The organism is Streptomyces sp. NPDC003248, from assembly GCF_055563235.1.
In genome coordinates this window covers 1-25,174 of the sequence record NZ_JBVHDT010000021.1, presented here as the reverse complement: position 1 = coordinate 25,174, position 25,174 = coordinate 1, and the positions used below count along the sequence as shown (strand labels likewise).

The following is a 25,174-nucleotide window of genomic DNA, read 5'->3' as shown; positions in this document are numbered from 1 at the left end:
CGCACGCCCACTAGGATCTGACGTCTGATGACTGCCACCCTCGTCGCCAAGAACCTCGCCGCCGGCCACGGCGACCGCTCCCTCTTCTCCGGGCTCGACCTCGTCGTCGCCCCCGGTGACGTGATCGGGCTGGTCGGAGCCAACGGCGCGGGCAAGTCCACCCTGCTGAAGCTCCTGGCCGGCCTCACCGCGCCGGAGGAGGGCGAGCTCCGGCTCTCCCCGCCGGCCGCGACCGTCGGCCACCTGCCCCAGGAGCCGGAGCGCCGCCCCGGCGAGAGCGTGCGGGAGTTCCTCGCCCGCCGCACCGGAGTCGCCGAGGCACAGCGCGCGATGGACGAGGCCACCCAGGGCCTGGTCGACGGCGCACCCGGCGCCGACGACGCCTACGCGGCGAGCCTGGAGCGCTGGCTCGGCCTCGGCGGCGCCGACCTCGACGAACGCGCGGAGGACGTCACCGGCTCCCTCGGCCTCGGCGTGGACCTCGGCCAGCCGATGACGTCCCTGTCCGGCGGCCAGGCCGCCCGCGCGGGCCTCGCCTCCCTCCTCCTCTCCCGCTACGACGTCTTCCTCCTCGACGAGCCCACCAACGACCTCGACCTCGACGGCCTGGAGCGCCTCGAACGCTTCGTGACCGGCCTGCGCGCCGGCACCGTCGTCGTCAGCCACGACCGCGAGTTCCTCACCCGCACCGTCACCAAGGTCCTCGAACTCGACCTCGCCCAGCGGCAGATCAACCTCTACGGCGGCGGCTACGAGGCCTACCTGGAGGAGCGGGACACGGCCCGCCGGCACGCCCGCGAGGACTACGAGGAGTACGCCGACAAGAAGGCAGCCCTGCACGAGCGCGCGCAGACACAGCGCTCCTGGATGGACAAGGGCGTGAAGAACGCGCGCCGCAAGGCGGGCAACGACAACGACAAGATCGGCCGCAAGTTCCGCAGCGAGGCCAGCGAGAAGCAGGCCGCGAAGGCCCGCCAGACGCAGCGCATGATCGAACGCCTGGAGGTCGTCGAGGAACCCCGCAAGGAGTGGGAGCTGCGCATGGAGATCGCGGCCGCCCCGCGCTCCGGCGCGCTCGTCGCCACCCTCCGGGACGCCGAGGTGCGGCGCGACGCCTTCACCCTCGGCCCGGTGACCCTCCAGATCGACTGGGCCGACCGGGTCGCGGTCACCGGCGCGAACGGCGCGGGCAAGTCGACCCTGCTCGCCGCGCTGCTGGGCCGCGTCCCGCTGGACGCCGGCCACGCGGCCCTCGGCTCGGGCGTCCTGGTCGGCGAGGTCGACCAGGCGCGCGGGCTGTTCCACGGCCCCGAAACCCTGCTCGACGCCTTCTCCGCCGCCGTACCGGACACCGAACCGGCCGACCTGCGCACCCTCCTGGCCAAGTTCGGTCTGAAGGCGGACCACGTGCTGCGCCCGGCGGCGACCCTCTCACCGGGCGAACGCACCCGCGCCGCCCTCGCGCTGCTCCAGGGACGCGGCGTCAACCTCCTCGTCCTCGACGAGCCGACCAACCACCTCGACCTCCCGGCCATCGAGCAGCTGGAGTCCGCCCTGGACGCCTACGAGGGGACCCTGCTGCTGGTCACCCACGACCGGCGCATGCTGGACGCGGTCCACGTCACCCGCCGCCTGGAGGTCGCGCACGGCAAGGTGACCGAACGGTAGCCTCACCCGGTGCGGCCCGCCTCCCGGGCCGCCCGTTCCACCCGCTCGCGGTGCGCCGTCCACCACGCCGGGTCGCCGTCGGGCGTGTTGGCGCCGCCCGGGCGCTGCCCCGTCGCTCCGTCGACCAGCTCCCGGACGACGTCGGCGTGCCCGGCGTGCCGGTGCGTCTCACCGATCATGTGGGCGAGGATCCGATGCAGGGTCACCTCGCCGCCCTTGCCCCCCGGGATCCGGCCGACCGCGTCCCACGGCAGCGCCGCGACCGTCTCGTCCGCGTGTGCGCAGGCCCGCCGGTACAGTCCGACGATCTCCTCGCGCGTCTCGTCGGCCCGCGCCCACAGGTCGGCGTTCGGCTCCGCGTCCCCGGTGATCCACAGCGGCGTCCCCGCGAACGGCCGCCCGAACACCGCCCCGAAGTACAGTGCCTCCGCCCCGGCCAGGTGCTTGACCAGCCCCAGCAGATTGGTGCCGGTCGGCGTCATGGGCCGCCGCACCTCGTACTCCGACAGCCCGTCGAGCTTCCACACCAGCACGTCGCGGGCGTCCTGGAGGCAGCGGAGGAGGTCCGCCTTGGGGTCGCGTGCGTTCATCCCGTCAGTGTGCCGGTACGACGATCACCGGCAACCGGATTTTCCCCGCCCCGAGCGGGCGTCCCGCCGGCCCCGGACGGTCGGCGGCGTCCCGTCCTCGCCGGACCCGGTGTCCCCGCGGACGCGGACGGTACGAGCGGGGCCGGGCCACGGGTGTGCCGCCGGGCCCGGCCCCCTCGCTCAGCTCCGGCCCTTCTTGGGGTCGACCAGCCCGGCCCGGCGCAGTGCGTCGGCCATCGCGCTGTTCGCCGGCGCCGGAGCCTGCCGGGCACCGCCCCCGCGCTGACCGCCGCCCGCGCCCCGCTGACCGCCGCCACGCTGGCCGGACTGCTGTCGCTGCTGCGGCGGGCGCCCGCCCCCGCGCTGCGGCCGGCCCTCGCCCGGGGAGCCCTGGGGGGCCGCCTCGTCGTCCAGCCGGAGCGTCAGCGAGATCCGCTTGCGCGGGATGTCGACGTCGAGGACCTTCACCTTGACGATGTCCCCGGGCTTCACCACGTCGCGCGGGTCCTTGACGAACGTCCTGGACATGGCGGAGACGTGCACCAGGCCGTCCTGGTGGACGCCGACGTCGACGAACGCGCCGAAGGCGGCCACGTTCGTCACCACGCCCTCCAGGACCATGCCGGAGGACAGGTCGGAGATCTTCTCCACGCCCTCCTTGAAGGTGGCCGTCCGGAAGGCGGGCCGCGGGTCGCGTCCGGGCTTCTCCAGCTCCTTGAGGATGTCGGTGACGGTCGGCAGACCGAAGGTGTCGTCCACGAAGTCGTCCGGCCTGAGCGACCGCAGCACCGACGTGTTGCCGACGAGGGCGGCCACCTCCTGCCCGGTCGTCTTCACCATCCGCCGGACCACCGGGTACGCCTCGGGGTGCACGCTGGAGGCGTCCAGCGGGTCCTCGCCGCCGCGGATCCGCAGGAAGCCCGCGCACTGCTCGTACGCCTTGGGCCCGAGCCGCGGCACCTTCTTCAGGTCCTTGCGGGAGGTGAACGGGCCGTTGGCGTCGCGGTGCGCCACGATGTTCTCGGCGAGGCCGGAGGTGATGCCGGAGACCCGGGCGAGCAGCGGGGCGGACGCGGTGTTCACGTCGACACCGACGCCGTTCACACAGTCCTCCACCACCGCGTCCAGCGAGCGCGACAGCTTCACCTCGGACAGGTCGTGCTGGTACTGGCCGACCCCGATGGACTTCGGGTCGATCTTCACCAGCTCGGCCAGCGGGTCCTGGAGACGGCGGGCGATCGACACGGCGCCGCGCAGCGACACGTCCATGTCGGGCAGCTCCTGCGAGGCGAACGCCGAGGCCGAGTAGACCGAGGCGCCCGCCTCGGACACCATCACCTTGGTGAGCTCCAGCTCCGGGTGCCGGGCGATGAGGTCACCGGCGAGCTTGTCGGTCTCACGGGACGCCGTGCCGTTGCCGATCGCGACCAGCTCGACGGCGTGCTCCTTCGCCAGCCGGGCGAGCTTGGCGATCGCCTCGTCCCACCGGTTCGCCGGGACGTGCGGGTGGATGACGTCGGTGGCGACGACCTTGCCGGTCGCGTCCACCACGGCCACCTTCACGCCCGTGCGGAAGCCGGGGTCCAGGCCGAGCGTCGCGCGGGTGCCCGCGGGGGCGGCGAGCAGCAGGTCCCGCAGGTTCGCCGCGAACACGTCGACGGCCTCGTCCTCGGCGGCCGTCCGCAGCCTGAGCCGCAGGTCGATCCCGAGGTGCACCAGGAGCCGGGTGCGCCAGGCCCAGCGGACGGTGTCGGTCAGCCACTTGTCGGCGGGGCGGCCCCGGTCGGCGATGCCGAACCGGTGGGCGACGATCCCCTCGTACGACGAGGGCCCGTCCGTCGGCTCCTCCGGCTCCAGGACGAGGTCGAGCACCTCTTCCTTCTCACCGCGCAGCATCGCCAGGACACGGTGCGAGGGCAGCTCGGTGAACGGCTCGGCGAAGTCGAAGTAGTCGGCGAACTTGGCGCCCGCCTCCTCCTTGCCGTCCCGCACCTTCGCGGCGAGGCGCCCGCGCGCCCACATGCGTTCGCGCAGCTCGCCGACGAGGTCGGCGTCCTCCGAGAACCGCTCGGTGAGGATCGCCCGCGCCCCGTCCAGCGCGGCCTGCGGATCGGCGACGCCCTTGTCGGCGTCCACGAAGGCGGACGCCGCGGCGAGCGGCTCGACGCCCGGGTCGCCGAGCAGCCCCGTGGCCAGCGGCTCCAGCCCGGCCTCCCGGGCGATCTGCGCCTTCGTGCGCCGCTTGGGCTTGTAGGGCAGGTAGATGTCCTCCAGCCGGGCCTTGGTCTCGGCGCCGCGGATCCGCGCCTCCAGTTCGCCGGTGAGCTTGCCCTGCTCGCGCACGGAGTCCAGGATCGCCGCCCGGCGCTCCTCCAGCTCCCGCAGGTAGCGCAGCCGCTCCTCGATCGTGCGCAACTGCGCGTCGTCGAGCATCTCGGTCGCTTCCTTGCGGTAGCGGGCGATGAAAGGCACCGTCGAACCGCCGTCGAGCAGCTCCACGGCGGCCTTCACCTGCCGCTCCCGTACGCCGAGCTCCTCGGCGATCCTGCCTTCGATGGACCCTACTTCGATGGACCCGGGTGTCGTCACGATCCCGTACCGCCTTCTCCACTGAGGTTGCGCGGCAATTGTGGCAGGCCGCGCCGACGATCGGGGATCAGGGCGGATTCCCGGCGGGCCGGGCGGGCGGCAGCGCCCTCACGCGTCCGGAAACGCGTCCGGGGAACGCGTCCGGGAACGCGCCGGGGAGCGGCTCCGCCCCCCCCCGGCGCCCCGGAGGGCCCCACGGCTCAGGCCCTGCCGTGCCGCGTGGAGGCGGAGGCGCCTCCGAAGAGCCGGGCCACGGCCCGGAAGGGCAGGGTCACCACGGTGGCGACGGCGCCACCGATCTGCCGCAGCACGTCTGCGATCGCACGGAACACGTGAGTCTCCTCTCCTCTCCCGGCCGCCACGGCCGGGAGGGAACGGGTACCTCCACGGCGCCCGGACATGCCCGTCCGTCGCCGGCGGGCGGCGGGAAGGCCCCGCCGGACCGCGTCTCACCCCGACGAGGTCCAGGTGAAGCGCGGCTCCCTGCGCTCCAGGAACGCGGCGACGCCCTCCGCGGTCTCGCCCTCGGCACGGGCCAGCGCGGCCCAGTGGGCGTCGCGGTCCGCGCGGCCGTTCGCGAACTCCTTCGCGGCGGCCTGCGTCAACTGCGAACGGGACGCCAGCACCCGCGTGAACCCGGCCACGCGCTCGTCGAGCGATCCGGCCGGCAGCACCTCGTCCACCAGCCCGGTGCGCAGGGCCCGCTCCGCGTCGATCAGCTCCCCCGAGAACAGCAGGTACTTGGCGGTGGCCGGACCGACCAGCGCGACCAGCCGCCGGGTCGCGGAGGACGGGTAGACGATCCCGAGCTTCGCCGGCGTCACCCCGAACAGCGCCCCCTCCTCGGCGAACCGCAGGTCGCACGCGGCCGCGAGCTGCGCGCCGCCGCCCACGCAGTGGCCCTTCACGGCCGCCAGCGTCGGTTTCGGGAAGGCGGCGAGGGCCTCCTCGGCCCGCACCGCCAGTCCCTGCGCCTCGTCGGGCGACCCCTGGAGCGTGGAGATGTCGGCTCCGGCGCAGAAGGTGCCGCCCGCGCCGGTCAGCACGAGCGCCCGCACGCCCGGGTCGGCGGCGAGCCCGTCCAGCAACGGGGGAAGCGCCCGCCACATCGCGGCCGTCATGGCGTTGCGCTTGGCGGGGTGGTGCAGGACGACGGTGGCGACCGCGTCGGTGACGCCGTACAGCAGCTCGGGCTCCATGGGCCGGATGCTAACCGCCCGTTCGCGCACCCGGCCGACCGCACCCGGCCGACCGCACCGGGCCGACCGCGTCCGGGTGCGCGTCGCCGCATCGCGGGCGAGGGACGCCACCGCGGCACGGGGTACGAAACGGGCGAGCGCCCCGGTAAACCCGTACAACCTGAAGAGTGCACGAAGGTGGTGTGCACCGGACAGAACTCGGCAAGGTGCGGAAAATCGCGGGCGGAGAACGACGAGAACGCTCGATAAGTGCTGACTTCTGTTCAGTCATCCGGCGCCCCGGGTCGGGTTACCAACACTCGGGGGCGTGGCGACAATCGAGCGCAAGGGTGGCGACCGGACGATGGACGACCGCGGGCGCGGGCCCGGCCCTCGCCCACAGGGCGACGCAGGCGCACCTCTCGGACCCCGCGGGACGGACGTGCCGCGACCGCTGCCGTACGAGGGGGTCTGGCGGTTCACCGCCGCCCCCGTCGAGGTCTCGGTCCCGCAGGCGCGGCACGCCGTGCGGGACCTGCTGCTGCGTCAAGGGGTGCCGGTCACGGACGACCTCGCGGAGGGGCTCCTGCTGATCGTCTCGGAACTGGTGACCAACGCCGTCCGGCACGCGGCGCTGCTGTCGCCGGTGCTCGCGGTGGAGGTGGCCGTCGGCGCCGAGTGGGTGCGGGTGTCCGTGGAGGACGACCACCCCTACCGCCCCACCGCCCTGGAGGCCGACCACGCCCGGACCGGCGGCCGGGGGCTGCTCCTGGTGCGGGAGATCACCCGGGAGGCCGGCGGGGTGTGCGACGTCGAGCACACGGCGAGCGGCGGCAAGGTCGTCTGGGCCGCCCTGCCGCTCAAGCCCACGGACGCCCTGGAAGGGGTGATCCTGCCCTCCGGGGAGTGAGCGGTCCGGGCGCCCCGGCTCACCAGCCGGCCGACGGACCCGTCAGTTCCCGGACGGCCGGCCGGGCCGCGTCCAGCACGGTCATGAACCACGAGGAGAACGTGTCCCTCGCGTGCCGCTCGGCCAGCTCGGCGGGCGTCACGAAGGCCGTGTCACCGACCTCCTCCGGGTCCGGCCGCAGCGGGGACTGCACCATCCCGACGAACAGGTGGTTGTACTCCTGCTCCACCAGGCCCGAGGCCGGGTCCGGGTGGTTGTAGCGGACCGTGCCCGCCTCCGCGAGCAGCGACGGGGACACCCCCAGCTCCTCGAAGGTGCGCCGCGCGGCCGCCGCGAAGGGGGCCTCCCCCGGGTAGGGGTGGCCGCAGCACGTGTTGGACCACACACCGGGGGAGTGGTACTTGCCGAGCGCCCGCTGCTGGAGCAGCAGCCGGCCCTGCTCGTCGAAGAGGAACACGGAGAACGCCCGGTGCAGCTGCCCCGGCGCCCGGTGGGCGGCGAGCTTCTCCGCCGTGCCGATGGTCACGCCGTTCTCGTCGACGAGTTCCAGCAGAATCGCGTCAGCGGTGCCGCTCGACGAGCCGGTCGTCGTGGTGGCAGAAGTGATCGGCATACCCATCCTTAGCATCGGTCCTCGCCCCCTCAGTCTGCCGTACGCGCCCGCGCTCCCCGCATTCCGCGTGAGCGCCGCATGTCCCGCGTCCGGCGACCGGGCCCCCGGTCGATCTTGCCCGGCACGGCGCCCGGGGAACCGTGCCGAACGGACATACGAAACAGTGGCCGGTGGAGCTGCCGCCGCGGCGCCGGCCCGCGGCCCGCCCCGCTCGCGTCAGTGACAGAGCCGCGCCTCGTGCTCGGCGTGCCCGCCCGGCTCGAGCTGGAAGGTGCAGTGCGCCACGTCGAAGTGGTCGCCCAGGCAGCCCTGGAGCTCGTGCAGCATCTTCTCGTGACCGATCGCGTCCAGCACGTCCGAGCGCACCACCACGTGCGCGGAGAGCACCGGCATCCCCGAGGTGATCGTCCAGGCGTGCAGGTCGTGCACGTCCTCCACCCCGTCCAGCGCCAGTATGTGCGCCCGCACCTCCGCCATGTCCACGTCCCGCGGAGCCGACTCCAGCAGGACGTCCAGGGTCTCGCGCAGCAGCTTGAGGGTCCGCGGCACGATCATCAGGCCGATGACCAGCGAGGCGACCGGGTCGGCGGCCTGCCAGCCGGTGGTGAGGATCACCGCCGCCGACACCAGCACCGCCACCGAGCCCAGCGCGTCCGCCGCCACCTCCAGGAACGCGCCCCGCACGTTCAGGCTCTCCGCCTGGCCGCGCATCAGCAGCGTCAGCGAGACCGTGTTCGCCACCAGACCCACCGCGCCGAACACGATCATCAGCCCGCCCTCGGTGGCGGCCGGCGTGAAGAACCGCTGGACCGCCTCGTACAGGACGTACCCGCCCACCCCGAGCAGCAGCAGACAGTTGGCCAGGGCGGCGAGGATCTCCGCCCGGGCGTAGCCGAAGGTGCGGTGCGTGCTCGGGGGGCGGTTCGCGAAGTGGATGGCGAGCAGCGCCATGCCGAGGCCCAGCCCGTCCGTCGCCATGTGCGCCGCGTCCGCGATCAGGGCGAGGGAGTCCGCGAGCACCCCGCCCACGAGCTCCACCACCATCACGGTGAGCGTGATCGCCAGCGCCACCCGCAGCCTGCCGCGGTACGCCGCGGCGGCCGTGGCGGTGGCCGGCGCGTGGGTGTGCGCATGGCCGTGGTCGTGCCCAGCCCCCATGGAGCAAACCCTCCTGTCAGCGGTCCGGCACCCAGTCAACTACGGGTGGGGGGTATCCGGCAACGCGGCACTGAACACCGTTGTCATCTGCTCTGACCTGCGAAAACGATTCCCGGTTCAGATCGGCCCCGCCTGCCGCCCGGCCGTCCCGCGCGGGGGCGCGGCGCCGCGGTTTGTCGGCCGGGCCGCCGATCGCCCATGATGATCTCGGCAAAGGGCGGTGCACACGTGCTGTCAGACCGTGTGATCCGTCCTGAACGGCCGGTGAACACGGTCTTCGCGGCATCCGATAGCCTCTGCCGACATGCCGCCCGGCTGGTACCGCCGGAGGGCGACCCACCATGCAGATGACCGGCGCGGACGCGTCGGGCCCCAGGGAGTGAGTTCGGTTGCCGACCGCCATCCTCACCGGTCAGCCGGTCCCCGGATCGTCGATCGAGACGGACCTGCGGTCCCTCGGCTTCGACGTCCGGACCGCGGCCGGCACCGCCGACGCCGAGACGCTTCTCGCCGCCGTCCCCGGTGACGAGCGCGTCGCCCTCGTCGACAGCCGCTTCGTGGGTCACCCGCACGCGCTGCGCCTCGGCCTCACCGACCCCCGCTTCCCGCTCGCCGCGATCCCCGGCGCCGTCACCGCCCAGCCCGCCGGCCGGCAGGCCCTGACCCGGGCGGTGGCCCGGGAGAACTCCGCGAGCGGCGGCCCGGCCGGTGGGGGTGCCCCCGCGCGAGCGAAGTCGAGCGTGGGGAACGTCGACAGCCTCGACAGCCTCGCCGACCGTGTCGTCGGCGCTCTCGACGCCGACGGCGCCGACGTCCACCGGCCCGAGCTCGGCAGCCTGGTCGCGGAGGTCCCCGCCGACCCGCAGGCCCGCAACGAGGCACGGCAGGCCGTCGCCGCCGTCGACGACGAGGCCGTACGCCTGAAGTCGGCCGTGAAGTCCCGCGACGGTTTCTTCACCACCTACTGCGTCAGCCCCTACTCGCGGTACATCGCCCGCTGGTGCGCCCGCCGCGGCCTCACCCCGAACCAGGTCACCACCGCCTCCCTGATCACCGCGCTGATCGCGGCGGGCTGCGCGGCCACCGGCACCCGGGGCGGATTCGTCGCCGCCGGCCTGCTGCTGATCTTCTCCTTCGTCCTGGACTGCACCGACGGCCAGCTCGCCCGCTACTCCTTGCAGTACTCCACCCTCGGCGCCTGGCTCGACGCCACCTTCGACCGCGCCAAGGAGTACGCCTACTACGCGGGCCTCGCACTGGGGGCCGCCCGCGGCGGCGACGACGTATGGGCCCTCGCGCTCGGCGCGATGATCCTCCAGACCTGCCGGCACGTCGTGGACTTCTCCTTCAACGAGGCCAACCACGACGCCTCCGCCAACACCAGCCCCACCGCCGCCCTCTCCGACAAGCTCGACAGCGTCGGCTGGACGGTCTGGGCGCGGCGGATGATAGTCCTGCCCATCGGCGAACGATGGGCCATGATCGCCGTCCTGACGGCCGCGACCACCCCCCGCATCACCTTCTACGCCCTGCTGATCGGCTGTGCCCTGGCGGCGACCTACACCACCGCGGGACGGGTGCTGCGGTCGGTGACCCGCAGGGCCAAGCGCACCGACCGGGCCGCGCGGGCGCTGGCGGACCTCGCGGACAACGGTCCCCTGGGCGCCTTCGTGGCCGGCCTGCGCAGCCCGAACACCCGCTTCCACCCGAGCTCCCCGCTGCTGCTGGCGGTCTTCGGCGTCGTCGTCCTCGCCGCGAACGTCGCGTCCGGCAGCCCGTGGGCGGCCGTCGCCGGCGCGGTGGTCTACGCCCTCACCTCCGGCCTCGCCCTCTCCCAGCCCCTCAAGGGCGCCCTCGACTGGCTGATCCCGCCGCTCTTCCGCGCCGCGGAGTACCTCACCGTCCTCGTCCTCGCCGCCCGCGCCGACGTGAACGGGGCGCTGCCCGCGGCTTTCGGGCTGGTGGCGGCCGTCGCCTACCATCACTACGACACGGTGTACCGCATCCGCGGCGACGCCGGAGCGCCGCCGGCCTGGCTGGTGCGCGCCGTCGGGGGGCAGGAGGGGCGCACACTGCTCGTCACGGTGCTGGCCGCCCTGCTCACCGCCTCGCAGTTCACGGTGGCGCTCACGGCCCTGGCCGTGGCCGTCGCCCTCGTGGTGCTCGCCGAGAGCATCCGCTTCTGGGTGTCCTCCGGGGCCCCCGCCGTACACGACGAAGGAGAACCCGCATGATCGGCCTCGTGCTGGCGGCCGGCGCCGGACGGCGTCTGCGCCCCTACACCGACACCCTGCCGAAGGCGCTGGTGCCGGTGGGGCCCGCGGGCATAGAGGGCGAACCCACGGTCCTCGACCTCACCCTCGGCAACTTCGCCGAGATCGGCCTGACCGAGGTCGCGGTCATCGTCGGCTACCGCAAGGAGGCCGTCTACGAGCGCAAGGCGGCCCTGGAGGCGAAGTACGGCCTCACGCTCACCCTCATCGACAACGACAAGGCCGAGGAGTGGAACAACGCCTACTCCCTGTGGTGCGGCCGTGACGCCCTCAAGGACGGCGTGATCCTCGCCAACGGCGACACCGTCCACCCGGTCTCCGTCGAGAAGACGCTGCTCGCCGCCCGCGGTGACGGCAAGAGGATCATCCTCGCCCTCGACACCGTGAAGTCCCTCGCGGACGAGGAGATGAAGGTCGTCGTCGACGCCGAGAAGGGCATGACGAAGATCACCAAGCTGATGGACCCCGCCGAGGCCTCCGGCGAGTACATCGGCGTCACCCTCATCGAGGGCGACGCGGCCGCCGAGCTGGCGGACGCGCTGAAGACCGTGTGGGAGACCGACCCGCAGCAGTTCTACGAGCACGGCTACCAGGAGCTCGTGAACCGCGGCTTCCGGATCGACGTGGCGCCGATCGGCGACGTCAAGTGGGTCGAGATCGACAACCACGACGATCTGGCCAAGGGGCGGGAGATCGCGTGCCGGTACTGACGAGGCTCATCCCCTCGCCGGTCGTCGTCGACATCCGCCCGGGTGCCCTCGACGACCTGGCGTGCGTCCTCGCCGACGAGCGCATCTCGCACTCCGGCAGGCTCGCCGTCGCCGTCAGCGGCGGCTCGGGCGCCCGGCTGCGCGAGCGGATCGCTCCCTCGCTGCCCGGAGCCACCTGGTACGAGGTCGGCGGCGGCACCATCGACGACGCGGTGCGGCTGGCCGCAGACATAAAGGCCGGCCGGTACGACGCGGTGGTGGGTCTCGGCGGCGGCAAGATCATCGACTGTGCCAAGTTCGCGGCGGCACGCGTCGGCCTGCCGCTGGTCGCGGTCGCCACCAACCTCGCCCACGACGGCCTCTGCTCGCCGGTCGCCACCCTGGACAACGACGCGGGGCGCGGTTCGTACGGTGTGCCCAACCCGATCGCGGTGGTCATCGACCTCAATGTGATCCGTGAGGCCCCCGTCCGCTTCGTACGCTCCGGCATCGGCGACGCCATCTCCAACATCTCCGCCGTGGCGGACTGGGAACTGGCCAACCGAGTCAAGGGCGAGAAGATCGACGGCCTCGCCGCCGCGATGGCCCGCCAGGCCGGCGAGGCCGTGCTCCGGCACCCCGGCGGCGTCGGGGACGACGGTTTTCTCCAGGTGCTGGCCGAGGCGCTGGTCCTCACCGGCATCGCCATGTCCGTGTCGGGCGACTCCCGCCCGTCCTCCGGCGCCTGCCACGAGATCAACCACGCCTTCGACCTGCTGTTCCCCCAGCGTGCCGCCGCCCACGGCGAGCAGTGCGGACTGGGCGCGGCGTTCGCCATGTACCTGCGCGGAGCCCACGAGGAGTCGGCCTACATGGCCGAGGTGCTGCGTCGGCACGGGTTGCCGGTCCTGCCGGAGGAGATCGGCTTCACCCCGGACGAATTCGTCCGCGCCGTGGAGTTCGCTCCCGAGACCCGGCCCGGCCGCTACACGATCCTCGAACACCTCGACCTCAAGACCGAACAGATCAAGGACGTCTACGCCGACTATGTCAAGGCCATCGGTAGCTGAACTCAGACCGGTCGTGCACCCCCCGGGGGTGAAGGACCGGCGCAGCGGTGAGCACTGGATGGGGCGCCTCTACATGCGCGAGGTGTCCCTGCGGGTCGACCGCTACCTGGTCGACACCAGGGTCACACCCAACCAGCTCACGTATCTGATGACCGTCTTCGGCGTCCTCTCGGCCCCGGCCCTGCTGGTGCCGGGGATAGCGGGCGCGGTGCTCGGCGTGGTGTGCGTCCAGCTCTACCTGCTGCTGGACTGCGTCGACGGCGAGATCGCGCGCTGGAAGAAGCAGTACTCGCTGAACGGGGTCTACCTGGACCGCGTCGGCGCGTACCTCACCGACGCCGCCGTGCTCGTCGGCTTCGGGCTGCGCGCCGCCGACCTGTGGGGGAGCGGCCGCATCGACTGGCTGTGGGCCTTCCTCGGCACCCTGGCCGCCCTCGGCGCGATCCTGATCAAGGCCGAGACCGACCTGGTCGGCGTCGCCCGGCACCAGGCCGGAAAGCCGCCGGTCAAGGAGGCCGCCGCCGAGATGCGCTCCTCCGGCATGGCCCTGGCCCGCCGGGCCGCCGCGGCGCTGAAGTTCCACCGGCTGATCCTCGGCATCGAGGCGTCCCTGCTGATCCTGGCCCTGGCGGTCGTCGACCAGCTCCGCGGCGACCTCTTCTTCACCCGGCTCGGCGTCGCCGTCCTGGCCGGCATCGCGCTCGTGCAGACCCTGCTGCACCTGGTGTCCATCCTCGCGTCGAGCAGGCTGAAGTGAGCGCGCCCATGAAGGTCGGCGCGGTGATCATCACCATGGGCAACCGCCCCGACGAGCTGAGAGCCCTGATCGACTCGGTCGCCAAGCAGGACGGCGACCCGGTCGAGGTGGTCGTGGTCGGCAACGGCTCACCCGTTCCCGCCGTCCCCGACGGAGTCCGCACCGTCGAACTGCCCGAGAACCTCGGCATCCCCGGCGGCCGCAACGTCGGCATCGAGGCCTTCGGCCCCAGCGGCCGCGACGTCGACGTCCTGCTCTTCCTCGACGACGACGGCCTCCTCGCCCGGCACGACACCGCGCAGCTGTGCCGCGAGGCGTTCGCGGCCGACGCGGGGCTCGGCATCATCAGCTTCCGCATCGCCGATCCGGAGACCGGTGTCACCCAGCGCCGCCACGTGCCCCGGCTGCGCGCCTCGGACCCGATGCGCTCCTCCCGGGTCACCACCTTCCTCGGCGGCGCCAACGCCGTCCGCACCCGGGTCCTCGCCGAGGTCGGCGGGCTCCCGGACGAATTCTTCTACGCGCACGAGGAAACCGACCTGGCATGGCGGGCCCTCGACGCGGGCTGGATGATCGACTACCGGTCCGACATGGTGCTGTACCACCCGACGACCGCGCCCTCGCGGCACGCGGTCTACCACCGCATGGTCGCCCGCAACCGGGTCTGGCTGGCCCGCCGCAACCTGCCCGCCCCGCTGGTCCCCGTCTACCTCGGCGTCTGGCTGCTGCTCACGCTGGCGCGCCGCCCCTCGCGGTCCGCGCTCAAGGCGTGGTTCGGCGGGTTCCGGGAAGGGTGGGCCACCCCGTGCGGACCGCGCAGGCCCATGAAGTGGCGTACGGTGTGGCGGCTGACCCGACTGGGCCGGCCTCCCGTCATCTGACAAGCTCGTCCCCGAGGGCCCCGGAGCGTGCCGAGGCCCCCCGGCTCATGCCAAGCCCGTCCAGGCTGTGCATCCCGAAGACGAAAGTTTCCTACTGGTGAGTGAGACAACGCATGACGGCGGAGTCGCGGTGAGCGCGCCCCCGTCGCCCGACGAGGGCCTCACGGCGGCGCAGCTGGCCGCCAGGCACGGGCTGGCCGTGAGCGGGGCCAGGCCCACGCTGCGGGAGTACGTCCGCCAGCTCTGGGGGCGGCGCCACTTCATCCTGGCCTTCTCCTCGGCGAAGCTGACCGCGCAGTACAGCCAGGCCAAACTGGGCCAGCTGTGGCAGGTGGCCACCCCGCTGCTCAACGCGGGCGTGTACTTCGCGATCTTCGGTCTGATCCTCGACGCGGGCCGCGGGATGGACAAGGACGTGTACATCCCGTTCCTCGTCACGGGTGTGTTCGTCTTCACCTTCACGCAGAGCTCCGTCATGACCGGTGTCCGCGCGATCTCCGGCAACCTCGGACTGGTCCGCGCCCTGCACTTCCCGCGGGCCTCGCTGCCGATCTCGTTCGCGCTCCAGCAGCTCCAGCAGCTGCTGTACTCGATGATCGTGCTGTTCATCGTGGCGATCGCCTTCGGCAGCTACCCGGACGCCTCCTGGATCCTGATCGTCCCGGTGCTGGTCCTCCAGTTCTGCTTCAACACCGGCCTGGCGCTGATCTTCGCCCGGGCCGGCGCGAAGACCCCCGACCTCGCGCAGCTGATGCCGTTCGTGATGCGCACCTGGATGTACGCGTCCGGCGTGATGTTCTCCATCCCGGTCTTCCTCGCCGACAAGCCCCAGTGGATGGCGAACGTCCTCCAGTGGAACCCCGCCGCCATCTACATGGACCTGATGCGCTTCGCCCTCATCGAGGAGTACGGCGCCGAGAACCTCCCCGACCACGTGTGGGCGGCGGCGGGCGGCTGGGCGGCCCTGTTCGCCATCGGCGGCTTCGTGTGGTTCTGGCAGGCGGAGGAGAGGTACGGCCGTGGCTGACCAGGTACCGGGACAGCGCATCCCCACCGTCATCGCCGACGACGTGCACATCGTCTACCGCGTCAACGGCGCCCGCACCGGGAAGGGCAGCGCCACCGCCGCCCTGAGCCGGATCGTCAAGCGCGGCGGCGAGGAGCGCGGGGTGCGCAAGGTGCACGCGGTGCGCGGCGTCTCCTTCGTCGCCCACCGGGGCGAGGCCATCGGCCTCATCGGCTCCAACGGCTCCGGCAAGTCCACCCTGCTGCGGGCCATCGCCGGCCTGCTGCCCCCGGAGAGCGGCAAGGTCTACACCGACGGCCAGCCCTCGCTGCTGGGCGTCAACGCCGCCCTGATGAACGACCTCACCGGCGAGCGCAACGTCATCCTCGGCGGTCTGGCGATGGGCATGTCCCGGGAGCAGATCAAGGAGCGCTACCAGGAGATCGTCGACTTCTCCGGCATCAACGAGAAGGGCGACTTCATCACCCTGCCGATGCGCACCTACTCCTCCGGCATGCAGGCCCGGCTGCGCTTCTCCATCGCCGCCGCCAAGGACCACGACGTGCTGATGATCGACGAGGCCCTGGCCACCGGCGACCGCAAGTTCCAGAAGCGCTCCGAGCAGCGCATCCGGGAGCTGCGCAAGGAGGCCGGCACGGTGTTCCTGGTCAGCCACAGCAACAAGTCGATCCGGGACACCTGCGACCGCGTGCTCTGGCTGGAGCGCGGCGAGCTGCGCATGGACGGCCCGACCGACGAGGTCCTCAAGGAGTACGAGAAGTTCACGGGCAAGTAGCCCGACGCGACCGGGGCCCCGCCGGAACTGCCCGGCGGGGCCCCGCGTCTGCAAAGGAAACGTCAACTCCGCCTCGGCACAGGAAGCTTGACGCCAATCGGTGTGTTGTTGTGATCTGCGGGCCACCCCCGCGAACCCCGCTGCGTTGTACAACGTAAGCTGGACCGGTCCCGAAACGAGTCAAGTGGGGCGATATTGCGCGACACCCTCGGACAGGGCTGCCGTGCGGACGGCTGGGCGGCGTGTCCGAAATAGTGGGTATCGGGTTGTCGGTGTAGAACGGGAGATGTGACGGCAATGGCTACGGAAACTCCCCAGCGTAACGGAGCATGCGCCGTCCCTGCCCCGGGCAGCCGACGATGACGGCGCCGACCACGTCGCGCCCGGTGGACCCGGAGCGCGGCACCCTCGCCAAGGCCGCGCACGAGAACTTCCCCGTGGCCCCGTTCTTCCTGCCCCGGGCCTGGCGCGAGGACCTCATGGCCGTGTACGGCTTCGCCCGTCTGGTCGACGACATCGGCGACGGCGACCTGGCCCCCGGCGGCGCCGACGCCCGGCTGCTCGGCGTCCCGGCCGCCGACGCCGAGGACCGCCTCGTCCTGCTGGACGCCTTCGAGGCCGACCTGCGCCGGGTCTTCGACGGCACCCCCCGCCACCCCCTGCTGCGCCGCCTCCGGCCGACCGTCCGCCGCCGCGCCCTCACCCCCGAGCCCTTCCTCGGCCTGATCGCCGCCAACCGCCAGGACCAGCTCGTCACCCGCTACGCGACCTACGACGACCTCCTCGCGTACTGCGAGCTGTCCGCCAACCCCGTGGGCCGGCTCGTCCTCGCCGTCACCGGCACCTCCACCCCGGAGCGGATCCGCCGCTCCGACGCGGTCTGCACCGCGTTGCAGATCGTCGAGCACCTCCAGGACGTGGCCGAGGACCTCGGCCGCGACCGCGTCTACCTGCCCGCCGCGGACATGGAGCGCTTCCACGTCCGGGAGGCGGACCTCGCCGCGCCCACCGCCGGCGCCTCGGTGCGCGCCCTGATCGCGTACGAGGCGCAGCGCGCCCGCGACCTCCTGGCCGAGGGTGCCCCGCTGGTGCGCAGCGTCCACGGCAGGCTGAGACTGCTGCTCGCGGGCTTCGTGGCGGGCGGAAGGGCGGCGGTCCACGCGATCGCCGCCGCCGATTACGACGTCCTTCCCGGCCCGCCCAGGCCCGGCAAGCTCCGGGTGCTGCGCGAGGCGGGCGCGACCCTGCGAGAAGAGGGGTGATCCGGACCGTGGACTCTCCGCCGAACGTGTCCGCACCGGTACTCGCCGCCTACGGCTACTGCGAGGCCGTCACCGGACAGCAGGCGCGCAACTTCGCCTACGGCATCCGGCTGCTGCCCACGCCCAAGCGGCGCGCGATGTCGGCGCTGTACGCGTTCTCCCGCCGGGTCGACGACATCGGCGACGGCGCGCTGGACGCCGAGGTCAAGACGGCCCGGCTCGAGGACACCAGGGCGCTGCTCGCCCGGGTGCGCGCGGGCGAGGTCGAGGAGGACGACACCGACCCCGTCGCGGTCGCCCTCGCCCATGCCGCGCGGGTCTTCCCGATCCCGCTGGGCGGCCTGGACGAGCTGATCGACGGCGTCCTGATGGACGTCCGCGGCGAGACGTACGAGACCTGGGACGACCTGAAGGCGTACTGCCGCTGCGTGGCCGGCGCCATCGGCCGGCTCTCGCTCGGCGTGTTCGGCACGGAACCGGGCGCGCGCGGCGCCGAGCGCGCTCCCGAGTACGCCGACACGCTGGGGCTCGCGCTCCAGCTCACCAACATCCTGAGGGACGTCCGCGAGGACGCCGCGGGCGGCCGCACCTACCTGCCCGCCGACGACCTCGCGAAGTTCGGCTGCTCGGCCGGCTTCGACGGGGCGCGGCCGCCGGAGGGCTCCGACTTCGCGGGCCTGGTGAACTTCGAGGTGCGACGGGCCCGGGCCCTCTTCGCCGAGGGCTACCGGCTGCTGCCCATGCTGGACCGGCGCAGCGGCGCCTGCGTCGCCGCGATGGCCGGCATCTACCGCCGCCTCCTCGACCGCATCGAGCGCGACCCCGAGGCCGTCCTGCGCGGCCGGGTCTCCCTGCCCGGCCGGGAGAAGGCGTACGTCGCCGTGCGCGGGCTGTCCGGTCTGGACACCCGGCACGTGTCCCGGCTGGCCGTCAGGAGGCAGATCTGATGGGCCCCGGCAGCGACCCGGCGGACCGGGGTGACGCCGCCGGGGGGAAACGGCACGCAACCCTCCGGCGCGGCGCGGCGTCCCTGACTGCGACGGCCTGCCGGGCACGGTTCCCGCGGCACGGCGGGCGCGCAGGGGAGGGGGCGCCATGAGCGACGAGCTGCTCCCGGACGGCCCGCGGACGCCCGGGCGGGACGCCGTCGTGGTCGGCGGCGGGCTGGCCGGCGTCACCGCCGCGCTCGCGCTCGCCGACGCGGGCGTCCGCGTCACGCTGCTCGAAGGCCGGCCCCGGCTGGGCGGCCTGGCCTTCTCCTTCCACCGCGGCGGACTCACCGTCGACAACGGACAGCACGTCTACCTGCGCTGCTGCACCGCCTACCGCTGGTTCCTCGACCGGATCGACGGCGCCACCCTGGCACCGTTGCAGGAACGTCTCGACGTGCCCGTCGTCGACGTCGCCCGGCCCGAGGGGCGACGGCTCGGCAGGCTGCGGCGCGACGCGCTGCCGGTCCCCCTCCACCTGGGGCGCAGCCTCGCCGCGTACCCGCACCTCTCGCTCGCCGAACGCGCCCGGGTGGGCCGGGCCGCGCTGGCGCTCAAGAAGCTCGACCTCGCCGACCCGGCGCTCGACGCCCAGGACTTCGGCGGCTGGCTCACGGCGCACGGCCAGTCGCCGCGCGCCGTCGAGGCCCTGTGGGACCTGGTCGGCGTCGCCACCCTCAACGCGGTCGCCGGCGACACCTCGCTCGGGCTCGCCGCGATGGTCTTCAAGACCGGTCTGCTGTCCGATCCGGGCGCGGCCGACATCGGATGGGCCCGCGTCCCGCTGGGCGAACTGCACGACCGGCTCGCCCGCCGGGCGCTCGACGCCGCGGGCGTGCGCACCGAGCTCCGCGCCCGCGTCACCTCCGTCTCCCCCGACGGCGACGGCGGCTGGAGCGTCGAGGTGCCCGGCGAGACGCTCCGCGCCGACACCGTCGTCCTCGCCGTACCGCAGCGCGAGACGTACGACCTGCTGCCGCCCGGGGCGCTGGAGGCGCCCGAGCGGCTGCTGGACATCGGCACCGCGCCCATCCTCAACATGCACGTCGTCTACGACCGCACGGTCCTGGACGCGCCCTTCCTCGCCGCGCTGGGCACGCCGGTGCAGTGGGTGTTCGACCGCACCGACGCCTCGGGACTGCGCTCGGGCCAGTACCTCGCGCTGTCGCAGTCGGCCGCGCGGGACGACATCGACCGGCCCGTGGCCGCGCTGCGCGAGCGCTACCTGCCCGAGCTGCGCCGGCTGCTGCCGCGCGCCCGCGAGGCCGAGGTGCGGGACTTCTTCGTGACCCGGGAGCGCACGGCGACGTTCGCCCCCACCCCCGGCGTCGGACGGCTCAGGCCCGGCGCCCGCACCAAGGCACCCGGCCTGTACCTGGCCGGAGCGTGGACCGCCACAGGGTGGCCCGCGACCATGGAGAGTGCGGTCCGCAGCGGTGTGAACGCGGCGGACGCCGCGCTCGGCGCCCTGGGCCGGCCCCGCCCCCGCCACCTCTTCGCCAGCGAGGAGGCGGCCCACTGCATCGTCCCGGGGGACACCCCCCGGACCCCCGGCCGAGAACCGGAGGGAACCGGCGCCCCCCTGCGAGGTGGCGTCCGGTGAAGTTCGATCAGCACGGCTCGGCACATCCCCGCACCCCCTCCGGTACCGCAACAAGAGGAGAAACTGTGCCCCCTGTGTCCCCGGCGCCGACGGCCCCCCGAGAGACCGCGGTGGACGTGACCGCGCTCCTGGAGCGCGGCCGGACCCTGGCCACACCGGTGCTGCGGGCGGCCGTCGACCGTCTGGCGCCGCCCATGGACACGGTCGCCGCCTACCACTTCGGCTGGATCGACGCCCAGGGCAACCCGACCGACGGGGACGGCGGCAAGGCCGTGCGTCCCGCGCTCGCGGTGCTCTCCGCGGAGGTCACCGGGGCCGCGCCCGCGACCGGCGTCCCCGGCGCGGTCGCCGTCGAACTGGTCCACAACTTCTCGTTGCTGCACGACGACCTGATGGACGGCGACGAGCAGCGCCGCCACCGCGACACCGTCTGGAAGGTGCACGGCCCCGCCCAGGCCATCCTGGTCGGCGACGCCCTGTTCGCCCTCGCCAACGAGGTCCTGCTGGAGCTCGGCACGGTCGAGGCCGGCCGGGCGACCCGCCGGCTGACCACCGCCACCCGCGCCCTGATCGACGGCCAGGCGCAGGACATCTCCTACGAGCACCGCGACCGCGTCAGCGTCGAGGAGTGTCTGGAGATGGAGGGCAACAAGACCGGCGCCCTGCTGGCCTGCGCCAGCTCCATCGGCGCCGTGCTCGGCGGCGCGGACGACCGCACCGCCGACGCCCTGGAGAAGTACGGCTACCACCTCGGCCTCGCCTTCCAGGCCGTCGACGACCTCCTCGGCATCTGGGGCGACCCGGTCTCCACCGGCAAGCAGACCTGGAGCGACCTGCGCCAGCGCAAGAAGTCCCTGCCGGTGGTGGCAGCGCTCGCGGCGGGCGGCCCCGCCTCCGCGCGGCTCGGCGAGATCCTCGCCGCCGACGCCGGGAGCAACGACTTCGCCCACTTCTCCGAGGAGGAGTTCGCCGCCCGCGCCGCGCTCATCGAGGAGGCCGGCGGCCGCGAGTGGACCGCCCAGGAGGCACGCCGCCAGCACACCGTCGCCATCGAGGCCCTGGCCGCCGTCGACATGCCCGAGCAGGTCCGGGCCCGGTTCACGGCGCTCGCCGACTTCGTCGTCGTACGAAAGAGATGATCCCTATCGGTCGAATAGCCCTCGCGTAGTCGCCGGCCGGTGCAGCGAGGCGGGAAGGCGCACCGGCCGACGGCGGACCCACAGCAGCACGATTTCGCACGACTGCACGAAGGGGAAGCCATGACAGCGACGACCGACGGAAGCACCGGGGCGCTGCCGCCCCGCGCCGCCGCGGCCAGCGAAACCGACATCACCACCCCCGTGGCGGCCGGGGCCCACGAAGCCGCCGCGCGCGACGCGATGCGGCGCGCGACCGACTTCCTGCTCGCCCGGCAGGACGCCGAGGGCTGGTGGAAGGGCGACCTCGAGACGAACGTCACGATGGACGCCGAGGACCTGTTACTCCGCCAGTTCCTGGGCATCCGCGACGAGCCGACCACCCGGGCCGCCGCCCTCTTCATCCGGGGCGAGCAGCGCGAGGACGGAACCTGGGCGACCTTCCACGGCGGCCCCGGCGACCTCTCCGCCACCATCGAGGCCTACGTCGCCCTGCGCCTGGCCGGCGACGCGCCCGACGCGCCGCACATGGCGCGCGCCTCCGCCTGGGTCCGCGAGCGGGGCGGCATCGCCGCCGCCCGTGTCTTCACCCGGATCTGGCTGGCGCTGTTCGGCTGGTGGAAGTGGGAGGACCTGCCCGAACTCCCCCCGGAACTGCTGTACTTCCCCAAGTGGTTCCCGCTCAGCATCTACCACTTCGGCTGCTGGGCCCGGCAGACGATCGTCCCGCTCACCGTCGTCTCCGCCAAGCGCCCGGTGCGCCCGGCGCCCTTCCCGCTCGACGAACTGCACACCGACCCGGCCCGGCCCAACCCGCCGGGGCCCCTCGCGCCGATCAACAGCTGGAACGGGCTGTTCCAGCGGCTGGACAAGGTCGTGCGCGGCTACCGCACGGTCGCGGTGCGCCGGCTGCGCCGGGCCGCGATGGACTCCGCCGCCCGCTGGATCATCGAGCGGCAGGAGAACGACGGCTGCTGGGGCGGCATCCAGCCGCCCGCCGTGTACTCGGTCATCGCCCTGCACCTGCTCGGCTACGACCTGCGGCACCCCGTGATGCGGGCGGGGCTGGAGTCCCTGGACCGGTACGCCGTCCGGCGCGAGGACGGGGCCCGGATGATCGAGGCCTGCCAGTCGCCGGTGTGGGACACCTGCCTGGCGACCATCGCGCTCGCCGACGCGGGGGTGCCCGCCGACCACCCCCAACTGGTCAAGGCGGCCGACTGGATGCTCGGCGAGCAGGTCGTGCGCCCGGGCGACTGGTCCGTACGGCGGCCCGAACTTCCCCCCGGCGGCTGGGCCTTCGAGTTCCACAACGACAACTACCCCGACATCGACGACACCGCCGAGGTAGTCCTAGCGCTGCGCCGGGTCGACCACCACGACCCGGAGCGGGTGGAGAAGGCCATCGCGCGGGGGGTGCGCTGGAACCTCGGCATGCAGTCGCGCAACGGGGGGTGGGGCGCGTTCGACGTCGACAACACCAGCCCGTTCCCCAACCGGCTGCCGTTCTGCGACTTCGGCGAGGTCATCGACCCGCCGTCCGCGGACGTCACCGCGCACGTCGTGGAGATGCTCGCGGTCGAGGGCCTGGCCCACGACCCGCGCACCCGGCGGGGCATCCGCTGGCTGCTGGCCGAACAGGAGCCGGACGGCTCGTGGTTCGGGCGCTGGGGCGTCAACTACGTCTACGGCACCGGATCGGTCGTCCCCGCCCTGACCGCCGCCGGGCTGCCCGCCCGGCACCCGGCGATCCGCAGAGCGGTGGCCTGGCTGGAGCGGGTGCAGAACGACGACGGCGGCTGGGGCGAGGACCTGCGCTCCTACCAGGACGCCGGCCGGTGGAGCGGCCGGGGCCCCTCGACCGCCTCCCAGACGGCGTGGGCGCTGATGGCGCTGCTGGCGGCGGGGGAGCGGGACTCCCCGGCGGTCCAGCGGGGCGTCGCCTGGCTCACCGCCAGCCAGCGGGAGGACGGCTCCTGGGACGAGCCCCAGTTCACCGGCACCGGCTTCCCCTGGGACTTCTCCATCAACTACCACCTCTACCGGCAGGTGTTCCCGCTCACCGCGCTCGGCCGGTACGTCCACGGCGACCCCTTCGCCCCGAAGGCCCCCGGTGCCGTCGAGGCCGAGGGGGGCTGATGAGCGCGCAGCCCGCTCCCGCCCCGCTGCTGATCGCCTGCGCGCTCGGCATCGAACACCTCGCCCTGCGCATGGGCGACCGGTCGGGGGCGGGCGGGCCGGTCACCGTCCTGCGGACGGGCATGGGGCCGAGGGCGGCCGAACGGTCCGTCACCCGGATCCTCACCGACCCCGTGCTCGGCGGAGCGGCCGTGCTGGCCACCGGCTTCTGCGCGGGGCTCGCCCCCGGCATGCACCCCGGGGACCTGGTCGTCGCCGAGGAGACCCGCGACCCGCGCGGCGCCGTGCCGTGCGTCGGCACCGAACTGCTCGTCAAGGAACTCGCCCGGACCCTGCCCGGGCGCACCGTCCACACCGGCCCCGTCACCGGCTCCGACCACGTCGTGCGCGGTCCCGAGCGGTCCGACCTGCTCGCCACCGGCGCGATCGCGGTCGACATGGAGTCGGCGGCCACACTCCTGAGCGCCGTCCGCGCGGGCGCGCGCCCGGTTGCGGCTGTCCGGGTGGTCGTGGACGCTCCTGAACATGAACTCGTCCGGATCGGCACGGTGCGCGGTGGAATATCGGCTTTCCGTGTCCTTCGCTCCGTCCTGCCTGCATTCTTCGAATGGCACCGTAGTGTGCTGCTCCCCCGGAGGTGAGCCAGATGGCCATGCCGCTGCGCCAGTCCATCAAGGTCGCTACGTACTTGGCTGAACAGAAGCTCCGCAAGCGGGACAAGTTCCCGCTCATCGTCGAGCTGGAACCGCTCTTCGCCTGCAACCTCAAGTGCGAGGGCTGCGGCAAGATCCAGCACCCGGCGGGAGTGCTCAAGCAGCGCATGCCCGTCGCCCAGGCCGTGGGGGCGGTGCTCGAATCCGGCGCGCCCATGGTCTCGATCGCCGGCGGCGAACCGCTGATGCACCCTCAGATCGACGAGATCGTCCGGCAGCTGGTGGCCAAGCGGAAGTACGTGTTCCTCTGCACCAACGCGATGCTGCTGCGCAAGAAGATGGACCGGTTCACGCCCTCCCCCTACTTCGCCTTCGCCGTGCACATCGACGGGCTGCGGGAACGGCACGACGAGTCGGTGGCGAAGGAGGGCGTGTTCGACGAGGCGGTCGAGGCGATCAAGGAGGCCAAGCGGCGCGGCTTCCGGGTCACCACCAACTCGACCTTCTTCAACACCGACACCCCGCAGACCATCGTCGAGGTGCTCAACTTCCTCAACGACGACCTCAAGGTCGACGAGATGATGATCTCGCCCGCCTACGCCTACGAGAAGGCGCCCGACCAGGAGCACTTCCTGGGCGTGGAGCAGACCCGCGAGCTGTTCAAGAAGGCCTTCGCGGGCGGCAACCGCCGCCGCTGGCGGCTCAACCACTCGCCGCTCTTCCTCGACTTCCTGGAGGGCCGGGTCGACTTCCCGTGCACCGCCTGGGCCATCCCCAACTACTCCCTCTTCGGCTGGCAGCGCCCCTGCTACCTGATGAGCGACGGGTACGTGCCGACGTACCGCGAACTCATCGAGAAGACCGACTGGGACCGGTACGGCCGGGGCAAGGACCCGCGGTGCGCCAACTGCATGGCGCACTGCGGCTACGAGCCCACCGCCGTCCTCGCCACCATGGGCTCGCTCAAGGAGTCGCTGCGCGCGATGCGCGAGACGGTCTCCGGGAACCGGGAGTGACCCCGTGACCGCCGTCTCCCTGGGCGTTCCCCAGGTGCCGGCCCGGCCGGTCGCCGAGCGGCGTGTGTCGCGCCGGATCCAGGTCGGCCCGGTGGCGGTCGGGGGGGACGCCCCGGTGTCCGTGCAGTCGATGACGACGACCCGTACGTCGGACATCGGTGCCACGCTCCAGCAGATCGCCGAGCTGACCGCGTCGGG

The 25,174-nt window shown here is 73.1% G+C and carries 24 protein-coding genes; 18 read left to right on the top strand and 6 right to left on the bottom strand.

Going from position 1 to position 25,174, the window contains the following annotated elements; genetic code table 11:
* Positions 1 to 27: 27 nt before the first annotated feature.
* Positions 28 to 1,668, top strand: coding sequence for an ABC-F family ATP-binding cassette domain-containing protein (locus tag ACZ3KJ_RS32575; RefSeq protein WP_467532280.1), 1,641 nt, complete (start codon positions 28 to 30; stop codon positions 1,666 to 1,668).
* A 2-nt stretch (positions 1,669 to 1,670) separates the two neighbouring features.
* Here ACZ3KJ_RS32575 and ACZ3KJ_RS32570 read toward each other — a convergent pair whose 3' ends face one another.
* The 4 genes from ACZ3KJ_RS32570 to ACZ3KJ_RS32555 all read right to left on the bottom strand — a co-directional run bounded on the left by ACZ3KJ_RS32570 (position 1,671) and on the right by ACZ3KJ_RS32555 (position 6,046).
* Positions 1,671 to 2,258 (bottom strand): DinB family protein, encoded by a 588-nt coding sequence (locus ACZ3KJ_RS32570; protein WP_467532278.1) that lies wholly within the window; start codon positions 2,256 to 2,258, stop codon positions 1,671 to 1,673.
* Between the two features lie 180 nt (positions 2,259 to 2,438).
* Entirely contained in the window at positions 2,439 to 4,847 is a 2,409-nt protein-coding gene (locus ACZ3KJ_RS32565; protein ID WP_467532277.1) for a Tex family protein, read from the bottom strand.
* Between the two features lie 200 nt (positions 4,848 to 5,047).
* Positions 5,048 to 5,179, bottom strand: a complete 132-nt coding sequence (locus ACZ3KJ_RS32560; protein WP_385068740.1) for an LPFR motif small protein — start codon at positions 5,177 to 5,179, stop codon at positions 5,048 to 5,050.
* Between the two features lie 117 nt (positions 5,180 to 5,296).
* Positions 5,297 to 6,046, bottom strand: coding sequence for an enoyl-CoA hydratase/isomerase family protein (locus tag ACZ3KJ_RS32555; RefSeq protein ID WP_467532275.1), 750 nt, complete (start codon positions 6,044 to 6,046; stop codon positions 5,297 to 5,299).
* A gap of 343 nt (positions 6,047 to 6,389) precedes the next feature.
* Here ACZ3KJ_RS32555 and ACZ3KJ_RS32550 point away from each other — a divergent pair, with 343 nt between their 5' ends.
* The gene (locus tag ACZ3KJ_RS32550) at positions 6,390 to 6,935 is read left to right on the top strand and encodes an ATP-binding protein (protein WP_467532409.1); all 546 of its coding nucleotides are present in this window, start codon (positions 6,390 to 6,392) and stop codon (positions 6,933 to 6,935) included.
* Positions 6,936 to 6,954: 19 nt separating this feature from the next.
* Here the strand turns inward: ACZ3KJ_RS32550 and idi are convergent, their stop codons facing one another.
* Both idi and ACZ3KJ_RS32540 read right to left on the bottom strand, forming a co-directional pair.
* Positions 6,955 to 7,548 carry an isopentenyl-diphosphate Delta-isomerase gene (gene idi, locus ACZ3KJ_RS32545; RefSeq protein WP_467532273.1) on the bottom strand — a complete coding sequence of 198 codons (594 nt, stop codon included), beginning with the start codon at positions 7,546 to 7,548 and terminating at the stop codon, positions 6,955 to 6,957.
* Positions 7,549 to 7,764: 216 nt separating this feature from the next.
* Positions 7,765 to 8,706 carry a cation diffusion facilitator family transporter gene (locus tag ACZ3KJ_RS32540; protein ID WP_467532270.1) on the bottom strand — a complete coding sequence of 314 codons (942 nt, stop codon included), beginning with the start codon at positions 8,704 to 8,706 and terminating at the stop codon, positions 7,765 to 7,767.
* A 389-nt stretch (positions 8,707 to 9,095) separates the two neighbouring features.
* On the opposite strand from ACZ3KJ_RS32540, the gene ACZ3KJ_RS32535 reads away from it, so the two are divergent.
* The 16 genes from ACZ3KJ_RS32535 to ACZ3KJ_RS32460 form a co-directional block, all read left to right on the top strand.
* A complete protein-coding gene (locus ACZ3KJ_RS32535) occupies positions 9,096 to 10,940 on the top strand; it encodes a DUF5941 domain-containing protein (RefSeq protein WP_467532268.1) in 1,845 nt (614 codons plus the stop codon).
* On the top strand, positions 10,937 to 11,689 hold the full coding sequence (locus ACZ3KJ_RS32530; protein WP_467532267.1) for a phosphocholine cytidylyltransferase family protein: 753 nt from the start codon (positions 10,937 to 10,939) through the stop codon (positions 11,687 to 11,689). Before ACZ3KJ_RS32535 ends, ACZ3KJ_RS32530 begins: the two co-directional genes overlap by 4 nt.
* On the top strand, positions 11,677 to 12,738 hold the full coding sequence (locus tag ACZ3KJ_RS32525; protein WP_467532266.1) for an iron-containing alcohol dehydrogenase family protein: 1,062 nt from the start codon (positions 11,677 to 11,679) through the stop codon (positions 12,736 to 12,738). The genes ACZ3KJ_RS32530 and ACZ3KJ_RS32525 overlap by 13 nt, the downstream gene beginning before the upstream one ends.
* Positions 12,716 to 13,495, top strand: coding sequence for a CDP-alcohol phosphatidyltransferase family protein (locus ACZ3KJ_RS32520; RefSeq protein WP_467532265.1), 780 nt, complete (start codon positions 12,716 to 12,718; stop codon positions 13,493 to 13,495). The genes ACZ3KJ_RS32525 and ACZ3KJ_RS32520 overlap by 23 nt, the downstream gene beginning before the upstream one ends.
* Before the next feature lie 8 nt (positions 13,496 to 13,503).
* Positions 13,504 to 14,376: a glycosyltransferase family 2 protein gene (locus ACZ3KJ_RS32515; RefSeq protein ID WP_467532408.1), complete on the top strand. Its 873-nt coding sequence runs from the start codon at positions 13,504 to 13,506 to the stop codon at positions 14,374 to 14,376.
* 97 nt (positions 14,377 to 14,473) lie between these two features.
* Positions 14,474 to 15,403, top strand: coding sequence for an ABC transporter permease (locus ACZ3KJ_RS32510; RefSeq protein ID WP_467532264.1), 930 nt, complete (start codon positions 14,474 to 14,476; stop codon positions 15,401 to 15,403).
* Entirely contained in the window at positions 15,396 to 16,178 is a 783-nt protein-coding gene (locus ACZ3KJ_RS32505; protein WP_389521825.1) for an ABC transporter ATP-binding protein, read from the top strand. The genes ACZ3KJ_RS32510 and ACZ3KJ_RS32505 overlap by 8 nt, the downstream gene beginning before the upstream one ends.
* Positions 16,179 to 16,537: 359 nt before the next feature.
* Positions 16,538 to 17,440 carry a squalene synthase HpnC gene (gene hpnC / locus ACZ3KJ_RS32500; protein WP_467532262.1) on the top strand — a complete coding sequence of 301 codons (903 nt, stop codon included), beginning with the start codon at positions 16,538 to 16,540 and terminating at the stop codon, positions 17,438 to 17,440.
* Positions 17,437 to 18,387: a presqualene diphosphate synthase HpnD gene (gene hpnD, locus ACZ3KJ_RS32495; RefSeq protein WP_467532260.1), complete on the top strand. Its 951-nt coding sequence runs from the start codon at positions 17,437 to 17,439 to the stop codon at positions 18,385 to 18,387. Before hpnC ends, hpnD begins: the two co-directional genes overlap by 4 nt.
* Positions 18,387 to 18,539, top strand: a complete 153-nt coding sequence (locus ACZ3KJ_RS32490; protein WP_467532258.1) for a DUF6380 family protein — start codon at positions 18,387 to 18,389, stop codon at positions 18,537 to 18,539. Before hpnD ends, ACZ3KJ_RS32490 begins: the two co-directional genes overlap by 1 nt.
* A complete protein-coding gene (hpnE, locus tag ACZ3KJ_RS32485) occupies positions 18,536 to 20,032 on the top strand; it encodes a hydroxysqualene dehydroxylase HpnE (protein ID WP_467532257.1) in 1,497 nt (498 codons plus the stop codon). Before ACZ3KJ_RS32490 ends, hpnE begins: the two co-directional genes overlap by 4 nt.
* A 74-nt stretch (positions 20,033 to 20,106) precedes the next feature.
* Positions 20,107 to 21,171, top strand: coding sequence for a polyprenyl synthetase family protein (locus tag ACZ3KJ_RS32480; RefSeq protein ID WP_467532406.1), 1,065 nt, complete (start codon positions 20,107 to 20,109; stop codon positions 21,169 to 21,171).
* A gap of 120 nt (positions 21,172 to 21,291) precedes the next feature.
* Positions 21,292 to 23,307: a squalene--hopene cyclase gene (shc, locus tag ACZ3KJ_RS32475; RefSeq protein WP_467532256.1), complete on the top strand. Its 2,016-nt coding sequence runs from the start codon at positions 21,292 to 21,294 to the stop codon at positions 23,305 to 23,307.
* A complete protein-coding gene (locus ACZ3KJ_RS32470) occupies positions 23,307 to 23,948 on the top strand; it encodes a 5'-methylthioadenosine/S-adenosylhomocysteine nucleosidase family protein (protein ID WP_467532255.1) in 642 nt (213 codons plus the stop codon). Before shc ends, ACZ3KJ_RS32470 begins: the two co-directional genes overlap by 1 nt.
* 5 nt (positions 23,949 to 23,953) lie before the next feature.
* Positions 23,954 to 24,976: an adenosyl-hopene transferase HpnH gene (gene hpnH / locus ACZ3KJ_RS32465; protein WP_389521838.1), complete on the top strand. Its 1,023-nt coding sequence runs from the start codon at positions 23,954 to 23,956 to the stop codon at positions 24,974 to 24,976.
* Positions 24,977 to 24,980: 4 nt separating this feature from the next.
* The coding region (locus ACZ3KJ_RS32460; RefSeq protein WP_467532253.1) for a flavodoxin-dependent (E)-4-hydroxy-3-methylbut-2-enyl-diphosphate synthase at positions 24,981 to 25,174 on the top strand (194 nt) is incomplete at its 3' end.